Origin of the sequence: Paracoccus sanguinis (genome assembly GCF_012689545.1) — a bacterium.
Lineage (GTDB): Bacteria > Pseudomonadota > Alphaproteobacteria > Rhodobacterales > Rhodobacteraceae > Paracoccus > Paracoccus panacisoli.
The window spans coordinates 2,974,943-2,990,523 of the sequence record NZ_CP051542.1; the positions used below are offsets into that span (position 1 = coordinate 2,974,943).

Annotated in this window: 19 protein-coding genes and 2 tRNA genes; 6 read left to right on the forward strand and 15 right to left on the reverse strand. The window is 72.5% G+C overall.

Annotated elements, in window-relative coordinates:
* Nucleotides 1–67: 67 nt before the first annotated feature.
* The 4 genes from HGN31_RS14240 to rlmB all read right to left on the reverse strand — a co-directional run bounded on the left by HGN31_RS14240 (nt 68) and on the right by rlmB (nt 3,995).
* Nucleotides 68–1,672, reverse strand: coding sequence for a 2-isopropylmalate synthase (locus tag HGN31_RS14240; RefSeq protein WP_168783633.1), 1,605 nt, complete (start codon nt 1,670–1,672; stop codon nt 68–70).
* Between the two features lie 261 nt (nt 1,673–1,933).
* Nucleotides 1,934–2,368 carry a CoA-binding protein gene (locus HGN31_RS14245; protein ID WP_036705306.1) on the reverse strand — a complete coding sequence of 145 codons (435 nt, stop codon included), beginning with the start codon at nt 2,366–2,368 and terminating at the stop codon, nt 1,934–1,936.
* A 229-nt stretch (nt 2,369–2,597) separates the two neighbouring features.
* Nucleotides 2,598–3,032 (reverse strand): YHS domain-containing (seleno)protein, encoded by a 435-nt coding sequence (locus tag HGN31_RS14250; RefSeq protein WP_168783634.1) that lies wholly within the window; start codon nt 3,030–3,032, stop codon nt 2,598–2,600.
* 126 nt (nt 3,033–3,158) lie between these two features.
* A complete protein-coding gene (rlmB, locus tag HGN31_RS14255; RefSeq protein WP_168783635.1) occupies nt 3,159–3,995 on the reverse strand; it encodes a 23S rRNA (guanosine(2251)-2'-O)-methyltransferase RlmB in 837 nt (278 codons plus the stop codon).
* Between the two features lie 467 nt (nt 3,996–4,462).
* On the opposite strand from rlmB, the gene HGN31_RS14260 reads away from it, so the two are divergent.
* From HGN31_RS14260 to hisH, 4 genes are all read left to right on the forward strand, one after another.
* Nucleotides 4,463–4,546: transfer RNA gene (locus tag HGN31_RS14260), tRNA-Tyr, on the forward strand.
* A 72-nt stretch (nt 4,547–4,618) separates the two neighbouring features.
* On the forward strand, nt 4,619–5,899 hold the full coding sequence (locus HGN31_RS14265; RefSeq protein WP_342355776.1) for a hypothetical protein: 1,281 nt from the start codon (nt 4,619–4,621) through the stop codon (nt 5,897–5,899).
* Between the two features lie 137 nt (nt 5,900–6,036).
* Nucleotides 6,037–6,642, forward strand: coding sequence for an imidazoleglycerol-phosphate dehydratase HisB (gene hisB, locus HGN31_RS14270; protein ID WP_168783636.1), 606 nt, complete (start codon nt 6,037–6,039; stop codon nt 6,640–6,642).
* A 5-nt stretch (nt 6,643–6,647) separates the two neighbouring features.
* The gene (gene hisH / locus HGN31_RS14275; protein ID WP_168783637.1) at nt 6,648–7,283 is read left to right on the forward strand and encodes an imidazole glycerol phosphate synthase subunit HisH; all 636 of its coding nucleotides are present in this window, start codon (nt 6,648–6,650) and stop codon (nt 7,281–7,283) included.
* A 53-nt stretch (nt 7,284–7,336) separates the two neighbouring features.
* Here the strand turns inward: hisH and HGN31_RS14280 are convergent, their stop codons facing one another.
* The 11 genes from HGN31_RS14280 to queF form a co-directional block, all read right to left on the reverse strand.
* Nucleotides 7,337–7,738 (reverse strand): arsenate-mycothiol transferase ArsC, encoded by a 402-nt coding sequence (locus HGN31_RS14280; protein WP_231565774.1) that lies wholly within the window; start codon nt 7,736–7,738, stop codon nt 7,337–7,339.
* Nucleotides 7,739–7,863: 125 nt separating this feature from the next.
* The gene (locus HGN31_RS14285; protein WP_036705353.1) at nt 7,864–8,358 is read right to left on the reverse strand and encodes a UPF0262 family protein; all 495 of its coding nucleotides are present in this window, start codon (nt 8,356–8,358) and stop codon (nt 7,864–7,866) included.
* A complete protein-coding gene (locus tag HGN31_RS14290; RefSeq protein WP_036705355.1) occupies nt 8,355–8,615 on the reverse strand; it encodes a SemiSWEET family sugar transporter in 261 nt (86 codons plus the stop codon). The genes HGN31_RS14285 and HGN31_RS14290 overlap by 4 nt, the downstream gene beginning before the upstream one ends.
* Entirely contained in the window at nt 8,612–9,913 is a 1,302-nt protein-coding gene (hisD, locus tag HGN31_RS14295) for a histidinol dehydrogenase (protein ID WP_168783638.1), read from the reverse strand. Before hisD ends, HGN31_RS14290 begins: the two co-directional genes overlap by 4 nt.
* Before the next feature lie 80 nt (nt 9,914–9,993).
* Nucleotides 9,994–10,560: a GNAT family N-acetyltransferase gene (locus HGN31_RS14300; protein WP_168783639.1), complete on the reverse strand. Its 567-nt coding sequence runs from the start codon at nt 10,558–10,560 to the stop codon at nt 9,994–9,996.
* Nucleotides 10,553–11,071 (reverse strand): DUF2948 family protein, encoded by a 519-nt coding sequence (locus HGN31_RS14305; protein ID WP_231555410.1) that lies wholly within the window; start codon nt 11,069–11,071, stop codon nt 10,553–10,555. The genes HGN31_RS14300 and HGN31_RS14305 overlap by 8 nt, the downstream gene beginning before the upstream one ends.
* Nucleotides 11,064–12,347 (reverse strand): UDP-N-acetylglucosamine 1-carboxyvinyltransferase, encoded by a 1,284-nt coding sequence (murA, locus tag HGN31_RS14310; protein ID WP_168783640.1) that lies wholly within the window; start codon nt 12,345–12,347, stop codon nt 11,064–11,066. Before murA ends, HGN31_RS14305 begins: the two co-directional genes overlap by 8 nt.
* Entirely contained in the window at nt 12,347–12,625 is a 279-nt protein-coding gene (locus HGN31_RS14315; protein ID WP_168781931.1) for a hypothetical protein, read from the reverse strand. Before HGN31_RS14315 ends, murA begins: the two co-directional genes overlap by 1 nt.
* Nucleotides 12,626–12,634: 9 nt before the next feature.
* The gene (locus HGN31_RS14320) at nt 12,635–13,756 is read right to left on the reverse strand and encodes an AI-2E family transporter (RefSeq protein ID WP_168783641.1); all 1,122 of its coding nucleotides are present in this window, start codon (nt 13,754–13,756) and stop codon (nt 12,635–12,637) included.
* Nucleotides 13,757–14,081: 325 nt separating this feature from the next.
* Nucleotides 14,082–14,156: transfer RNA gene (locus tag HGN31_RS14325), tRNA-Thr, on the reverse strand.
* A 119-nt stretch (nt 14,157–14,275) separates the two neighbouring features.
* Nucleotides 14,276–14,737, reverse strand: coding sequence for a preQ(1) synthase (queF, locus tag HGN31_RS14330; RefSeq protein WP_168783961.1), 462 nt, complete (start codon nt 14,735–14,737; stop codon nt 14,276–14,278).
* A gap of 137 nt (nt 14,738–14,874) precedes the next feature.
* Here queF and HGN31_RS14335 point away from each other — a divergent pair, with 137 nt between their 5' ends.
* Together HGN31_RS14335 and HGN31_RS14340 are read left to right on the forward strand one after the other, a co-directional pair.
* A complete protein-coding gene (locus tag HGN31_RS14335) occupies nt 14,875–15,282 on the forward strand; it encodes a group III truncated hemoglobin (protein WP_168783642.1) in 408 nt (135 codons plus the stop codon).
* A 71-nt stretch (nt 15,283–15,353) separates the two neighbouring features.
* On the forward strand, nt 15,354–15,581 hold the full coding sequence (locus HGN31_RS14340; protein ID WP_168783643.1) for a hypothetical protein: 228 nt from the start codon (nt 15,354–15,356) through the stop codon (nt 15,579–15,581).

Here is a 15,581-nt window from a genome sequence, read left to right on the forward strand (position 1 = left end):
TGAGGCCACCAAAGCCTTTCACACAGCGTCGGCCGGGCACGGAGGCAACCCCCGTGCCCGGCTCCGCTCAGTGCGAATACATCGACACCTGCTTGGCGTCGCTGTCCGGCGCGGTCTTTTCGCGCCGCACCTTCAGCCGGTTCAGCGCGCCCGTGTAGGCCTTGACCGACGCGAGGATCGTATCGGTGTCCGCCGACTGACCCGTGGCGATGCGCCCGTCCTCCTCCAGCCGCACCGAGACGGTGGCCTGCGCGTCGGTGCCCTCGGTCACCGCGTGGACCTGATAGAGCTGCAGCGTCGCGTGATGGTCGAACATCGCATCGACCGCGTTGAAGGCCGCGTCGACAGGCCCGTCGCCCTGCCGGGTCTCGGTCCGCTCGGCGTCGCCCACGACCATCGTCAGCGTCGCCATCGCCGGCTCGCCGCCGCCGCAGACCACCCGCAGCTTGCGGACCTGCAGATAGTCGGTGTCGGTGTTGGCCATGCTGTCCTGCATGAGCGCGATCAGGTCGTCGTCGTGGACCTCTTTCTTGCGGTCGGCCAGCGCCTTGAAGCGCACGAACACGTCCTTGAGCTGGTTGTCGCCCAGCTCATAGCCCAGATCGGCCAGCTTGGCGCGCAGCGCCGCGCGGCCCGAGTGCTTGCCCATGGCGATGTTGGCCTCGTTCAGGCCGATGTCGGCGGGGCGCATGATCTCGAACGTCTCGACGTTCTTCAGCACCCCGTCCTGATGGATGCCGCTCTCGTGCAGAAAGGCATTCTTGCCGACGATGGCCTTGTTGAACTGGACCGGGAAGCCCGAGACCTGCGCCACGCGGCGCGACAGCCCCATGATCTTGCGGGTGTCGATGCCGGTGGTGAAGGGCATGATGTCGTGGCGCACCTTGAGCGCCATGACCACCTCTTCCAGCGCGGTGTTGCCGGCGCGCTCGCCCAGGCCGTTGATCGTGCACTCGATCTGCCGGGCGCCCGCCTCGACCGCGGCGAGGCTGTTGGCGGTCGCCATCCCCAGGTCATTGTGGCAATGGGTGGCGAAGATGATCTCGTCGGCGCCCGGCACCCGCTCGAGCAGCATGCGGATCAGCTCGGCGCTTTCACGCGGGGCGGTGTAGCCCACGGTGTCGGGGATGTTGATCGTCGTGGCGCCGGCCTTGATGGCGATCTCGACCACCCGGCACAGATAGTCGTGCTCGGTCCGGGTGGCGTCCATGGGCGACCACTGCACGTTGTCGCACAGGTTGCGCGCATGGCTCACCGTCTGGTGGATGCGCTCGGCCATCTGGTCCATGTCGAGGTTCGGGATCGCCCGGTGCAGCGGCGAGGTGCCGATGAAGGTGTGGATGCGCGGGCGACGCGCGTGGCGCACCGCCTCCCAGCAGCGGTCGATGTCGGGCAGCTGCGCGCGGGCGAGGCCGCAGATCACCGCGGTCTGGGCCTGCTTCGCGATCTCGGAGACGGCGGCGAAGTCGCCTTCCGAGGCGATCGGGAACCCGGCCTCGATGATGTCCACGCCCATCTCGTCCAGCATCTGGGCGATCTCGAGCTTCTCGGCGTGGGACATGGTGGCGCCCGGCGACTGCTCGCCATCGCGCAGGGTGGTGTCGAAGATCAGCACCCGGCTGGCGTCGCGGGTCTGGCTGGCGTCACGGGCGGGCGTGGCGGAATCGGTCATGGGGGGCATCCTGGCTGCGTCGGTTAGAGAGGGGGGCCGGGCGCTGCTGGCTCGAGCGGCGGCCCGGCGGACCCGCTCAGCGCAGCGTAAGAAGCAGCAGACCGCGGAGACGCAGCACGGCCCGCGCGCCCGGCTGGGCGCCGGCGGAACGGGTCGTGGCAAGGGGCAGGGTCCGGGTCATGGGCCCGGACTATACAAGCGCGAGAGGCGTTGAAAAGGCCAAAAGCGCCGCTGCGTCATGCCGGGCGCTCGCAGGTCCGCTCAGCGGCCGACGCGGGGAAAGTCGATGGCCGGGCAGCGGTTCTGTACCACCGTCAGCCCCGCCGCCTGCGCCTTGGCGGCGGCCGCCGGGTGGCTCACGCCGAGCTGCATCCAGATCGTCCGCAGCCCCCGCAGCGCGGCCATCGCCTCGTCCACGATGGCGGGCACGGCTTCGGACTGGCGGAAGATGTCGACCATGTCGATGCCGGCCTCGGCCGGGATGTCCGACAGCGTGGCATAGACCGTCTCGCCCAGGATCGTCTGGCCGGCGTGGCCGGGGTTCACCGGGACGACGCGGTAGCCCTGGGACTGCAGGAAGCGGGCGACCCCGTGGCTCGGCCGCTCGGGCTTGGGCGACAAGCCGACGACGGCGATGGCGCGGGTCTCGCGGGCGATGCGGGCGATGTCGGCAGCGGTCACGGGTTGGGCGGTCATGGCGGTGTCCCTCATGGTTCTGCCAGCCGAACCCTCCGCCGGCGTCCGGCGTTCCAGCGTGCCGCCGTGGCCTGACGGGCGAGGCCAAAAAAAACGCCCGGTCAGAGACCGGGCGCGAGTCGCGGAACGAGGGACAGTGATCCGAACAGGACCGTTCCGTGGTCCGTGTTCCCGATGTAAATGCGCATCACCGGCCTGCGGTTCCAGACCTCTCGCGGTTTCGTGATTTTCAGTTCTTGAGATTGGCCCAGGCGGTCGCGGCCCGGCCCAGGATGGCGTCGGGATCGGCCCGCATCGCGCTTTGCGCCGCGCCGCTGCTGGTCAGATACAGACGCCCGCCGATCACGACCGGGAAGTCCGGCAGGCCCGGGCGCCGCGCGCCCTCGGACAGCGCCACCGGGCAGTTGCCGCCGAAACCCGGCGCATAGGCCGAGGGGTTCGATTCGAAGGTGGCGCGATTCGCCTCGTTGGCGAAGCTCCACTCGCGGCCGCGCCAATGGGTCGAGATCGCGTCGTCGCCGGCAATCGCCCGGCCGCTGTCGCGCAGGCTCACCACGTCCATCCCGCCGACTGCCGTCTGCGCCCAGACCGGCCCGGCCGCGAGGCAGAGGGCGGCGCTCAGCGCGAGCGCGAGGGGGGCGAGGGAGAGGCGGCGCAGGGACATCGGGACGGGTTTCGGGCAAGGGCGGGACATGAGGTCGATGTGGCATCCCGCGACTTTCGTCGCAATGCGCGCGGCCCTCCCGTCGCCCAGTTGTGACCGCCCGTGCTGCGTCCGCGCAACAGCGCCTCAGCCGGTCGCCGCCGCGTACAGCGCCACGGCCGCCGCGTTCGAGACGTTGAGCGAGCCGAAATCCGCGGCAAAGGGGATGCGCACCACCCGGTCGCAGGTCTCGAGCGTCTTGTCGCGCAGTCCCGGCCCCTCGGCCCCGAGGACGAGGCACACCGCCCGCCCCGGCAGCGCGGTGAGTGCCTCGGGCAGGGTCTCGGTGCCGGTGCCGTCGAGGCCGATGACGGTGTAGCCCATCTCCTTCAGCGCGATCAGCGCGTCGGCGAGGTTCGTCACCCGCAGATAGGGCTGCCGCTCGAGCGCGCCCGAGGCGGTCTTGGCCAGCGCCCCGGTCTCGGGCGCGGCGTGGCGGGCGGTGGCGATGACCGCGCGGGCGCCGAACACCTCGGCCGAGCGCAGGATGGCGCCGACGTTGTGCGGATCGGTGACGCGGTCGAGCGCCACGACCAGCGCCCGCCCCGCGCCGCCCCCTTCGGCGGCCACCGTGTCGAGCGCGCCCCAGCCGAGCGGCTTGACCTCGATTGCCGCGCCCTGGTGGACGCTGCCGGGGTCGAGCGGCACCTCACGGTCGAAGACCCGCGCATCGACGATCTCGGGCGTCATGTCCGAGGCGGCGAGCGCGTCCTCGAGCCGCCCGGCGGCGTTGCGCGTCAGCACCAGCCGCAGCCGGGTCCGGTTGGGGTTCAACAGCGCGTCGCGCACCGCGTGCAGGCCGAAGAGCCACACCGTCTCGGCCGCCGAGGCGCGCCGGGCGCGTTCCTTGTCGATCACCCAGGCGGGTTTCTTGGTCTTGCGCGGCGCGCCGTCGGGGGTGCGGGGGGCGGGGGGTCTGGTCATGGGCTCTCCTGTCCGCCCCGTGATCACCCGCGCGGGGGTGCGGCGCAAGGGGCAGGGGGTGGGCGGTGGTGTTTGGGGCGCCGGCGCGGGAGCTTCGGTCGGGGTCGGGGGGATTGATCGCCGGTCCCTTGGGTATCTTGCGCTAGCTCACTGGCTCACTGGCCCTTTGCGTCTCTGCCTCTGCCGATCCTCCTCTCCAGCGCTCCAACTGACCAACTCTCCCGTTCGCAGCGTTCACCAGCTCCCCGCTCTCAAGTCCTCCGCTTGCTGGGGACGGATATTCCCGCGCCGAGGCACTCTCTGCATCCGGTCGTGCCGTCGGGTCTGGACCCTCGCCAAACGGGACACCCGACAACGCCGCCAGCCCCCGCGGCGCGGCTCGGGGACGCCGGGCGACACCACCCTCCCGACACCGCCGCAAAACCGCTTGACCACCCGTGGCCCCGCGGCTAATCACCCCCGGCGTCGGGCGACGTGCTGCAAGGTGCGGCAGCGGACTGTAACTCCGCCGGGGAGACCCATGCCTGGTTCGATTCCAGGGTCGCCCACCATCCTCCCCCTGGTGGTCTCATCCCGCACCGATCCGGCTTGACCGGTGGCCGGTGCCGCGCCACGGGCTTGCCATGATCAACCGCAGCGACGATCCCGACCGAACCGCCCGGCCCAACCCCGCCCGCAAGGCCGCCGCCGCGGCCGAGCGCGCCGCGCGCCGGGCGGCGCGGCAGGCCGAGCGGGCCGCACAGAAGGCCCAGCGTCAGGCCGAACGTCAGGCGCTCCGCACCGCCGCCCAGGCCAAGGCGTCTGAGCGCGATGCCGCGCAAGAGAGTCCGGCCGCGGCCGGATCGCCCGCGAGCGCCGCACCCCCGGCCCGCGCCTCCGCCCCCACGGCAACCCGACCCACGGAAGAGCGCCCCCGCCCCACCCCCTTCGACATCCTCATCGTCGCCCAGGGCGGCGGCATCGACCGGCAGGCCGCGCTGCTCGCCGCCAGCCTGCGCCGCAATGCGCCGGGCTTCCCCGGCCGCCTCATCGTCGCCGAGCCGCAGCCCGAGGCCGCATGGGCGGGCCACGCCACCCGCATCAGCGACCCCGCCCGCGCCGCCCTCACCGGCTTCGGCGCCGAGATCCGGCCGCTGGTCGCCCGCGACTTCGGCGCCAGCTACCCGCACGGCAACAAGATCGAGGCGCTGGGCGTGCTTGAGCCGGGCCGGCCCTTCCTCTTCCTCGACAGCGACACGCTGATCCTCGGCGACCTCGGCGCGGTGCCCTTCGATTTCGCGCGCCCCGCAGCCTCGATGCGCCGCACCGGGACGTGGCCCAGCCCGCCGCTCTACGGGCCGGGCCATCACGACATCTGGGCCTCGCTCTACGACCGCTTCGGCCTCGACATTGCCCCCACGGTCGACCGCACCCAGCCCGACGAGCATTGGGAACGGTTCCTCTACTTCAACGCGGGCTGGTTCTTCGGCGCCGACCCGGCGCTGTTCGGCCAGCGGTTCCGCGACTGGGCAGCGGCGGTGCGCGACGATCCGGGCGAGGCGCTGGCCTGCCAGTCGCTCGACCCGTGGCTCGACCAGATCGTGCTGCCGCTGGTGATCCACAGCCTCGGCGGCGGCCGTCCGGGGCCGGAACTGGCGGGGATGGACGGCGACGTGACCTGCCACTGGCGCCGGCTGCCGCTGCTCTACGCCCGCGAATCGGACCGCGCCGTGGCCGAGATCGAGGCGCTCGCCGCCCTGCCCGAGATCGCCCCGCTCATCGACGGGTGGGCGGCGGGCGAGCGCCTGATCCGCGCCGGCCTCGGCCGCAGCCGCATCCGGCCGATGTTCGCGGGCGCGCGCCCGCTGCCGCCCGAGCGCGCGATCCGCAAGCGGCTGCGCGCCGAGGGGCTGTGGCTCGCCTGACCCGCGCGTTGGCGCCCGCGCGCCCGAATGCATTGCGCCCGAGTGCCCCGCGCGCGACTGCATTGCGCCCGATCGCGCGGATGGGCTAAGCCCGCCCCGTTCACCATGGACCGACCGTCAGCCGAGGAAACACCGCCATGGACCCGCGCCGCGCCCCCCGGACCGCCACCGTCACCCGCGAGACCAACGAAACCCGGATCGAGGTCCGCGTCGATCTCGACGGCACCGGCCGGTCCGAGAGCGTCACGGGCATCGGCTTCTTCGACCACATGATCGACCAGCTTGCCCGCCACGCGCTGATCGACATCACGCTCAGCTGCGACGGCGACCGGCACATCGACGACCACCACTCGGTCGAGGATTGCGGCATTGCGCTGGGCCAGGCCCTGCGCGAGGCGCTGGGGGAGAAGCGCGGCATCCGCCGCTACGGCAGCTTCCACCTCGCCATGGACGACACGCTGGTGCGCGCCGCGCTCGACCTGTCGGGACGGCCCTACCTCGTCTGGAACCTGCCGTTTCCGGCCGACAAGATCGGCAGCTTCGACACCGAGCTGGTGCGCGAGTTCTTCCAGGCGCTCTCGACCCACGCCGGCATGACGCTGCACGTCGACCTGCTGCACGGGCTGAACGCCCACCACATCGCCGAGGCGGCCTTCAAGGCCGTGGCGCGGGCGCTGCGCGAGGCGGTCGAGCCCGACCCGCGGCTGGGCTACGCGCTGCCCTCGACCAAGGGCGCGTTGTAGGTCCCATGCGCGTCGCCATCATCGACTATGACAGCGGCAACCTGCACTCGGCCGAAAAGGCCGTGGCGCTGGCCGGCCGTGACCGGGGCGCGGCCGTCACGGTGACCTCGGACCCCGCGGTGGTGGCGGCGGCCGACCGCATCGTGCTGCCGGGCGACGGGGCCTTCCCGGCCTGCCGGGCGGCCTTCGACGCGGTGCCGGGGATGCTCGAAGCGCTGACCGAGGCGGTCATGGGGCGGGGCGTCCCCTTCCTCGGGATCTGCGTGGGGATGCAGATGCTGGCCGATGAGGGGCTGGAATACCGCCCGACCCCCGGATTCGGCTGGATCGGCGGGCGGGTCGAGCGGATCACGCCGGCCGACCCGGCGCTCAAGGTGCCACACATGGGCTGGAACGACCTTGAGGTCGCGCGGCCGCACCCGATCCTCGCCGGCATCCCGGCGGGCGGTCACGCCTATTTCGTCCACAGCTGGCAGTTCCGGGTGGCGGACCCCGCCGACCTTGTGGCGAGCGTCGATTACGGCGGGCCGGTCACAGCGATCGTGGCGCGCGACAACATCGTGGGGCTGCAGTTCCACCCCGAGAAGTCGCAGCGGCTGGGGCTGGCGATGCTGGGCAATTTTCTCGACTGGCGGCCCTGAGGCGGACCCCCGGCCCGCTCAGGGCTCTGGGCTCAGGGCTCAGGGCTCAGCGCTCAGGGCTCCACGTCGAGCGCCGGGCCGAAGCGCGCCAGCATCCGGCTGCGGATGTGGTCGCGGACCTGCCGATAGACGCCCAGCCGCGCCTCGCGGCTTTCGGCCATCCCGGTCGGGTCCATGATCGGCCAGTATTCCACGTCCAGGTGATAGCTGCGCGTCAGCTCCAGCGCCTGCCGCTGGCTGGCCGGGGTCAGCGCCACGATCAGGTCGAACTGACCCAGATCGTCGCCCCAGTCGCGCATCTCCTCGAAGCTGCGGGTGCGGTGGCGCGAGAGCTCGACCCCGATCTCCTGGCAGACGGCGATGGCGAAGCCGTCGATCTCCATGTCGTTGTGCACGCCCGCCGACTGCACATAGGCGCGGCGGCCGTAGAACTTCTTCATCATCCCCTCGGCCATGGGCGAGCGGATGGCGTTGTGATCGCAGCAGAAGAGCACCGAGGCCGGGAACCGCACCTCCGCGGCGAGGCCCGCGGGGGCGGCCGCGGCCGAGGCAGCAGGATCGGCCGGCACACCCACCCGGTTTAATCCGCGATCAGCGCGCAGATCAGGGTGAAAAGGCGCCGGGCGGTGTCGATGTCGACGCTCGCCTTGCCCTCGAGCCGCTCTTGCAGGGTCCGCGCACCCTCGTTGTGGATGCCGCGGCGGGCCATGTCGATCGCCTCGATCTGCGCCGGGGGCAGGCGCTTCACGGCGTCGAAGTAGCTTTCGCAGATCTGGAAGTAGTCCTTCACCACCTGCCGGAAGGGGCCCATCGACAGGTGGAACTCGGCCACCGGCGCCTCGTCCTCGGCCCGCAGGTCGAAGACCAGCCGGCGGTCGCGCACCGCGAGCAGCAGCGCATAGGGGCCTTCGGGCGCGGCGCCTTCGCCGCGGGCGGGCAGGCTGATCGAGTTGTCCTCGAGCAGGTCGAAGACCGCGACGCGGCGCTCCTGCTCCATCTCGGGGGTGGCGGGGGGCAGGGCGGTGTCGTCGATCTCGACCCGGAACAGCCGGGATTTCGCAAGCGTCTCGGTCATCGGCGCCCCCAGCGCAGCTTGGCCACAAGGATCGCGCCGATGCTGAGCACCGCCACGATGTTCGACAGGATCAACGGCGCGTCGCGTTTGATCAAGCCGTAACTCAGCCACATCGTGACGGTGGCGAACAGCAGCAGGTTGGTCGCCCACGAGAGGTCGTCGACCGCCCGGCTGCGCCACGTCTTGACCACCTGCGGCAGCCAGCAGACCGTGCCGAGGATCGCTGCGGCGAAGCCCACGAGTTCGGTCGCGCTCACCCGTTCACCTGCGCCAGCCGCGCGGCGACCGAGCGGGCGTGGGCGCCCAGCCCCTCGGCCTCGGCCAGCCGCACCGCCGCCGGGCCGACGGCCCCGAGCGAGGCCGGGTCGAGCCGCGAGAGCGTGGTGCGCTTGAGGAAATCCACCACCGACAGCCCTGACGAGAACCGCGCCGAGCGTGCCGTGGGCAAGACGTGGTTCGGCCCCGAGACATAGTCGCCCGCCGCCTCGGGCGTCCACCCGCCGAGGAAGATGGCGCCCGCGTGGCGCACCCGCGCGGCCAGCGCCTCGGGGTCGTCCACGCAGAGTTCGAGATGCTCGGGCGCGATCCGGTCCGACAGCGCGGCGGCCTCGGTCAGGTCGCGGGTCACGATCACCGTGCCGTGGTCGCGCCAGCTTGCGCCGGCGATGGCGGCGCGGGGCAGGGTGGGCAGGATTCGGTGCACGGCCGCAACCACCGCCATCGCCAGCGCCGGGTCGGGCGTCATCAGGATCGCCTGCGCGTCGGCGTCGTGTTCGGCCTGCGCCAGCAGGTCGAGGGCCAGCCACTCGGGGTTCTGCGCGCCTTGGGCGATCACCAGCACCTCGGAGGGGCCGGCGATGCTGTCGATCCCGACCCGGCCGAAGACCTGCCGCTTGGCGGCGGCCACATAGGCGTTGCCCGGCCCGGTGATCTTGTCCACCGCCTGCATCGTCTCGGTGCCATAGGCCATCGCCGCGATCGCCTGCGCGCCGCCGACGCGCCAGACCTCGTCCACCCCGGCGATGCGGCAGGCGGCCAGCACCAGCGGGTTCAGCACTCCCTCGGGCGCGGGCACGCAGACCACGAGCCGGGGCACGCCCGCCACCCGGGCCGGGACCGCGTTCATCAGCACCGACGAGGGGTAGCTCGCCTGCCCGCCGGGCACATAGAGCCCCGCGGCCGACACCGGCGTCCAGCGCCAGCCGAGTTCGGCGCCGGTCTCGTCGGTCCAGCGCGCATCCTCGGGCATCTGCCGCGTGTGATAGGCGCGGATGCGCGCGGCGGCGAGTTCCAGCGCCGCGCGGTCCTCGGGGTCGGCCGCGGCGCAGGCGGCGTCGATCTCTCCTTCGGTCAGGCGCAGGCGGTCGGCGGTCAGGTCGGTGCGGTCGAAGCGGTTGGTCAGCTCGACCAACGCCGCGTCACCCTCGGCCCTGACCCGGGCGATGATCGCCGCCACCGCGTCCCCCACGTCCGCCGCATCCTCGCGCTTGGCGGCGAGCATGGCGGCAAAGCCGGTCTCGAAATCCGGGTCCGAGGTGTTGAGCGTGACGGGCATGGTGATCTCCTCGCCGGAGGGGCCGCCGGGGGCGGCGGGGGCCGGGTTCAGGCTGCTGTTAGCGGCTGGCGACGGGGGCCTCAAGCGCTCCGGCGGGCAGAGGCGGCGGGGGCTGGCAGCGGGCGGTGCATCTCGATCTCGGGCAGGCCGCGTTCGTTCAGGAAGGGGGCGCCCACCGGCCGGAACCCCGCGCGCAGGTAGCAGCGCCGGGCGGCCTCGTTGCCGCTGCCGACCCGCAGCCCGAGCCGGCGGAAGCCGGCCGCCGCCGCGCGCTCGGCGATCCGGCCCAGCGTCAGCGCCGTCAGCCCGCGTCCGCGCGCTTCGGGGGCGGCGAAGACCCCGGTGATCCAGCCCATGTCCTCGGTGCCCGGCGTCCAGCCCGGCTGCCAGCCGGCAATCGCCTGGGCGCGGCCCTCGCGCGGGCCGGCGGCCCAGACCTCGACCGCGGCAAGATGCGCCCGCGCCTCGGTCAGCGGGTCGGCGCTGTCGTCGGCCTCGGCGTCGCCCGCGCCGAGCGCGAAGGCGAGCGGCGCATCCCGCAGCGCCGCGGCGCGGATCGCCCGCCACTCGGCCGCGCGGTCCGGGGTCAGCTGCCACAGCACCGGCGCGCGCGACCGCCACAGGCGGCCGCGGATCGCGTCAATCACCGTGCTGCGGCCGCGCGGCCGCCTGCGCCCGGTGCGGGCGGGCCACGTCGCGCAGATCGACGCACATCGCCTCGACATCCACGGCCACCGCGCCGTCGCCGGCGAATTGCAGGATGAGCGTGCCGGTCCCGTCCTCGCCCGGCCGCCATTCGAGGTCCAGAAGCGACAGCACCAGCCCCGGGTCCGAGCGGTCGATCCCGTCGTGGCGCACCGCGGTCACGTCGCCGATGGCGAGGATCGTGCGCACCCGCTCGAACGGGCGGCCCTCGGCCTCGGCGGCGTCCGCGTCCTCCCACCGGAAGCGGCTCAGCAGCAGGGCGAAATGCCGGCTCTGGCGGTCCCACACCGCGTCCGCGACGGTCAGCACCGAATCCTGCGCGAGCGCGGCCAGCACCGCGAGATCCTCGGCATCCTCGGCCCGGATCGCCAGCGGGCGGTCGGGATCGGCGTCCGCGAAGCTCGCGTCGCGGCCCATGCTGCGGGCATCGCCGTTCGGAACGGGGTCACTCATGCGCGGGTGCCTCCTTGATGCGCTCGATGTCGGCGCCGACGCCGCGCAGCTTGCGCACGACCTTCTCGTAGCCGCGGTCGAGGTGATAGACGCGGCTCACCACCGTCTCGCCCTCGGCCGCCAGCCCGGCGAGGATCAGGCTGACCGAGGCCCGCAGGTCGGTGGCCATCACCGGCGCGCCCTTGAGCCGGTCCACGCCCGTCACGCGGGCATGGCCGCCGTGCACGTCGATCCGCGCCCCCATCCGGGTCAGCTCGGGCGCGTGCATGAAGCGGTTCTCGAAGATCGTCTCTTCCAGGTCGCTCACCCCGTCGGCGGTGCAAAGCAGCGCCATCATCTGCGCCTGCAGGTCGGTCGGGAAGCCGGGGAAGGGCTCGGTGCGGACGTTGACCGCCCGCACCCGGCCGTTCTTGCGGCTGACGGTCAGGCCGCGCTCGGATTCGGTGACCGCGATCCCGGCCTCGTCCAGCTTCTCGCAGAAGCTCTCGACCAGGTCGATGCGGCCGCCGAGGCAGGTCACCTCGCCGCCGCAGATCGCCGGGGCGAGCATGTAGGTGCCCAGTTCGATCCGGTCGGTCACCACCGGATGGGTGGCGCCGCCCAGACGGTCCACCCCCTCGACGGTGATCGTGTCGGTGCCCTCGCCCTCGATCCGCGCGCCCATCCGGCGCAGGCAGCGGGCGAGGTCGACGATCTCCGGCTCGCGCGCGGGGTTCTTCAGCACCGTCGTCCCGCGGGCGAGGGTCGCGGCCATCAGCGCGTTCTCGGTCGCCCCGACCGAGACCAGCGGAAACTCGACCACCGCGCCGCGCAGGCCGCCCGCGGGCGCCTTGGCGTGCACATAGCCGTCGCGCAGGTCGAGTTCCGCCCCCATCGCGGCCAGCGCCTTGAGGTGCAGGTCCACCGGCCGCGCCCCGATCGCGCAGCCCCCGGGCAGCGAGACGACCGCCTCGCCGTCCCGCGCCAGCATCGGGCCGAGCACGAGGATCGAGGCGCGCATCTTGCGCACGATCTCGTAATCCGCGGTGTGGCTGGTCAGCGCATGGCTCGACATGGCGAGCACCTGGCCGTCCTGCAGGCTCGCCACCTCGGCCCCGAGCGAGGCCAGCAGCGCCGTCATGGTGCGGATGTCCGACAGCCGCGGGGCGTTGGTCAGCGTCAGCGGCTCATCGGTCAGAAGCGTCGCCGGCATCAGCGTGAGGCAGGCGTTCTTGGCCCCCGCAATGGCGATCTCGCCGTTCAGCGGCCCGTTGCCGCGCACCAGAATCGTGTCCATCAGTCCTCGCTTGCGCCCGTGCTGCGCGCGTCCGTGTTCAGCGCCTGCGCGCGGGCGGGGGTGTCGTCGGTGCGGCCTTCGTCCTGGGCGCGGTCGCGGGCCTGTGCCTTGCGCCGCGCGAGGTTGGCGCGCAGCGCCGCACCCAGGCGCGCCTCGCGCCCGCCCGCGGCGGCCCGCCCCGTCCCGGCCTTTGCCCCGCCCCGCGCCGCGGGGGCGGGGGCCGGCTGGCCGGTCGGCTCGTCGTCGGGCGGCAGGGTGGGCGGCAGGGTGTCGGTCATCCGCCCCTGTTAATCGGCGCGGGGCCGAGCGTCCAGCCGATGCGGCCCCGGCCGGGCCGTGGGAGAGCTGTCCTCGAACACGCTCACGTCCTTGGCCAGCAGCACCGCAAAGGGCCGCGTGGCGCGGAAATTGGCCATGATGATGGCGATGATCGAGGTCAGCGGGATCGCCAGGATCGCCCCCGCGATCCCCCAGAGCGAGGACCAGAGCGCCAGCGCCACCATCACCACGAAGGGCGACATGTTCACCGTCCGCCCGATCAGCCGCGGCTCGAGCGCGTTGCCGACCCAGACCTGCGCCGCGGTCAGCAGCGCCGCGATCCCCAGCGTGGTCGACAGCGCCCCGAACTGCGCCATCGACAGGACGACCGGAAACGCCACCCCCAGCATCGACCCGACATAGGGGATGTAGTTCAGAAGCCCGATCAGGATCGCCCAGAAGAGCGCGAAATCCACCCCGAACAGCCACATGACGACGAACGAGATCGTCGCCAGGATCGCGTTCACCAGCGTCTTGATCGCGAGGTAGTCGCGGATCGCGGTGTTGGTGGCGCGGATGATCGCCTCGGCCCGGTCGCGGTGCTCGGCGGGCAGGGCGACGGCGATCTTGTGGCCGAAGGCGTCGCGCTCGGCCATCAGGAAGATCGCGTAGACGACGACCATGAACACCATCCCCGCCGCCGCGCTGATCGAGGCGAGCACCGTCCCCGCCAGCCGCGCGAACGAGATCCGCGCCACCAGCCGGTCCCAGAGCGCCTGCCAGTCCGGCCGGTCGGCACCCACGCTGTCGAAGACCCGCGTCAGCAGGGCCGCGACCGTGCGCTGATATTCGGGCAGCCGCACCCGCACCTGATCGGCGGTCGAGGTCATGACTGCGGCCAGCGTGATCACCGCGACGAGGAACGCCAGCAGCACGACGACCCGCCGCAGCCACTCGGGCAGCGCCGCGCCGCCGGGCAGGCGCGCGAGCGCGTGGCTCGCCGCGGTCAGCACGTAGACCGAGATCACCGCGATGATGATCGGCAGCACCACCGCTTTACCGATGACGAGGAACCAGCCGGTCAGCGCGACCAGCAGCGCCCCGAGAACGACGCCCAGCAGGCCGCGCAGCGGGTCGCGGCGCTCAAGCATCGGCGGCCGAGGGTATAGCTCGGCGGTGGGTCACGGGGCAGCGGTCGTCGTGGTGGTGGGGGAAACGCAGGTCCATGCCGAACGGTATCCTCGCAGGCAGGCCGGCGCAAAGCCCTGACGAGGGCGGAGCGGCGGGCGCCCTGCGTGCGCGGGGCGATGGGGCAGGGGATGCCGAGTTCCGGCTCGGTGGGCGGGGGTATCGAGGATGAGCCCGCAGCAACCCTGTGACGATTCCGTGCCACGCAAAGGTGGCATACTGCCTGTCTGTGCCCTCAGCGGCAGCGCCGCAATGCCCCGTTCTTCCAACGATGTCAGGAAGGGTGGATGGTGCTGTGAGAGAGGATTGAACTCTCGACCTCTCCCTTACCAAGGGAGTGCTCTACCACTGAGCTACCACAGCGCCGGTGGTCCGTCTCGGACCGTGCGGGGCGATGTAGCGGCAAGGGTCGGGGGGTGCAAGGGGGTTTTTCCGGCGCCTGCCGAAAGCTCCGCGCTGCACCCCGCCCGACCCCAGCGCGCCTAGCCGCGGCCGCGATAGGGCGGCACGCCCTGGTCGGGCAGGAACAGCCCCTCGGGCGGGGCGCCGGTCTGCCAGAACACGTCGATCGGCATCCCGCCGCGCGGATACCAGTAGCCGCCGATCCTGAGCCAGCGCGGCGCGAGCGTCTCGACCAGCCGCAGGCCGATGCCCACCGTGCAGTCCTCGTGGAAGGCGCCGTGGTTGCGGAAGCTGCCGAGGAACAGCTTGAGCGACTTCGATTCGACCAGCCAGTCGCCCGGCACGTAGTCGACCACCAGATGGGCGAAGTCCGGCTGGCCGGTCAGCGGGCAGAGGCTGGTGAACTCGGGCTGGGTGAAGCGCACCGCGTAAAGCGCGCCCGGCTGCGGGTTCGGCACCCGCTCGAGCACCGCCTCCTCGGGCGAGGCGGGCAGCGCGGCCGGGCGGCCGAGCTGGGTGAACGAATCGGTGTAATGCGGCATCTCGGTCCCCGTCGGTCGGTGCATGAGCCCCGCCCCGTCGCATCTGCCCGGGGCAGGCGTCAATCATCCGCCCCCTCGGCCTCCCCTGCGACCGTGCGCCGCTTGCCGTTTCGCGCCGGGCGGCCCATGTCAGGCGCATGATCCCGCCCCGCTTCCCCGTCACCCCCGCCGAGATCGACCGCGTGGTCGCGGTCTTCTACGCCGCCGTGCGCCGGCACGAGGTGCTGGGCCCGGTCTTCGCCGCCCATGTCACCGATTGGCCCGCGCACGAGGCGCGCATCGCCGCCTTCTGGCGCAACGCGATCCTTTACGAGCGTGGCTACGACGGCAATCCGATGCGCGTGCACATGGCGGCGGGCGACGTGCGGCCGGGGCATTTCGACGACTGGCTGATGCTCTTCGACGCCACGCTCCACCGGACGCTGCCGGCGGCGACGGCGGCCGCCTGGTCGGCGCTCGCGCACCGGATCGGGGCAGGGCTGCGGATGGGGGTCAGCGATGCGCGCAACCCCGGCGGGGTGCCGCGGCTGGGGGCGCGGGCCTGAGCGCCATCGTTGACCGCGGCCCTTGAACCGGCGTCCTTGAACCGCCCGCCGCGCGACCCATATCGCCGGACATGATCCTGATCTTCGCTCTCGTCGGCGCGCTCGCCGGGTTACTCATGGCCGACAACGACCGCGAATCAACGCTTCAGGCGGCGGTCGTGGGCGCGCTGGGCGGGGCCCTCGGCGGCGTGCTGTTCTGGATCGTCGTGCGGCTGCTCGGGATGTTCGCGGGCGCGCTCGGCGCGGTGGCGGGCGCGGTGCTGCTCGTCCGGCTCTACCGCCGCTGGCGGGCGCGCTGA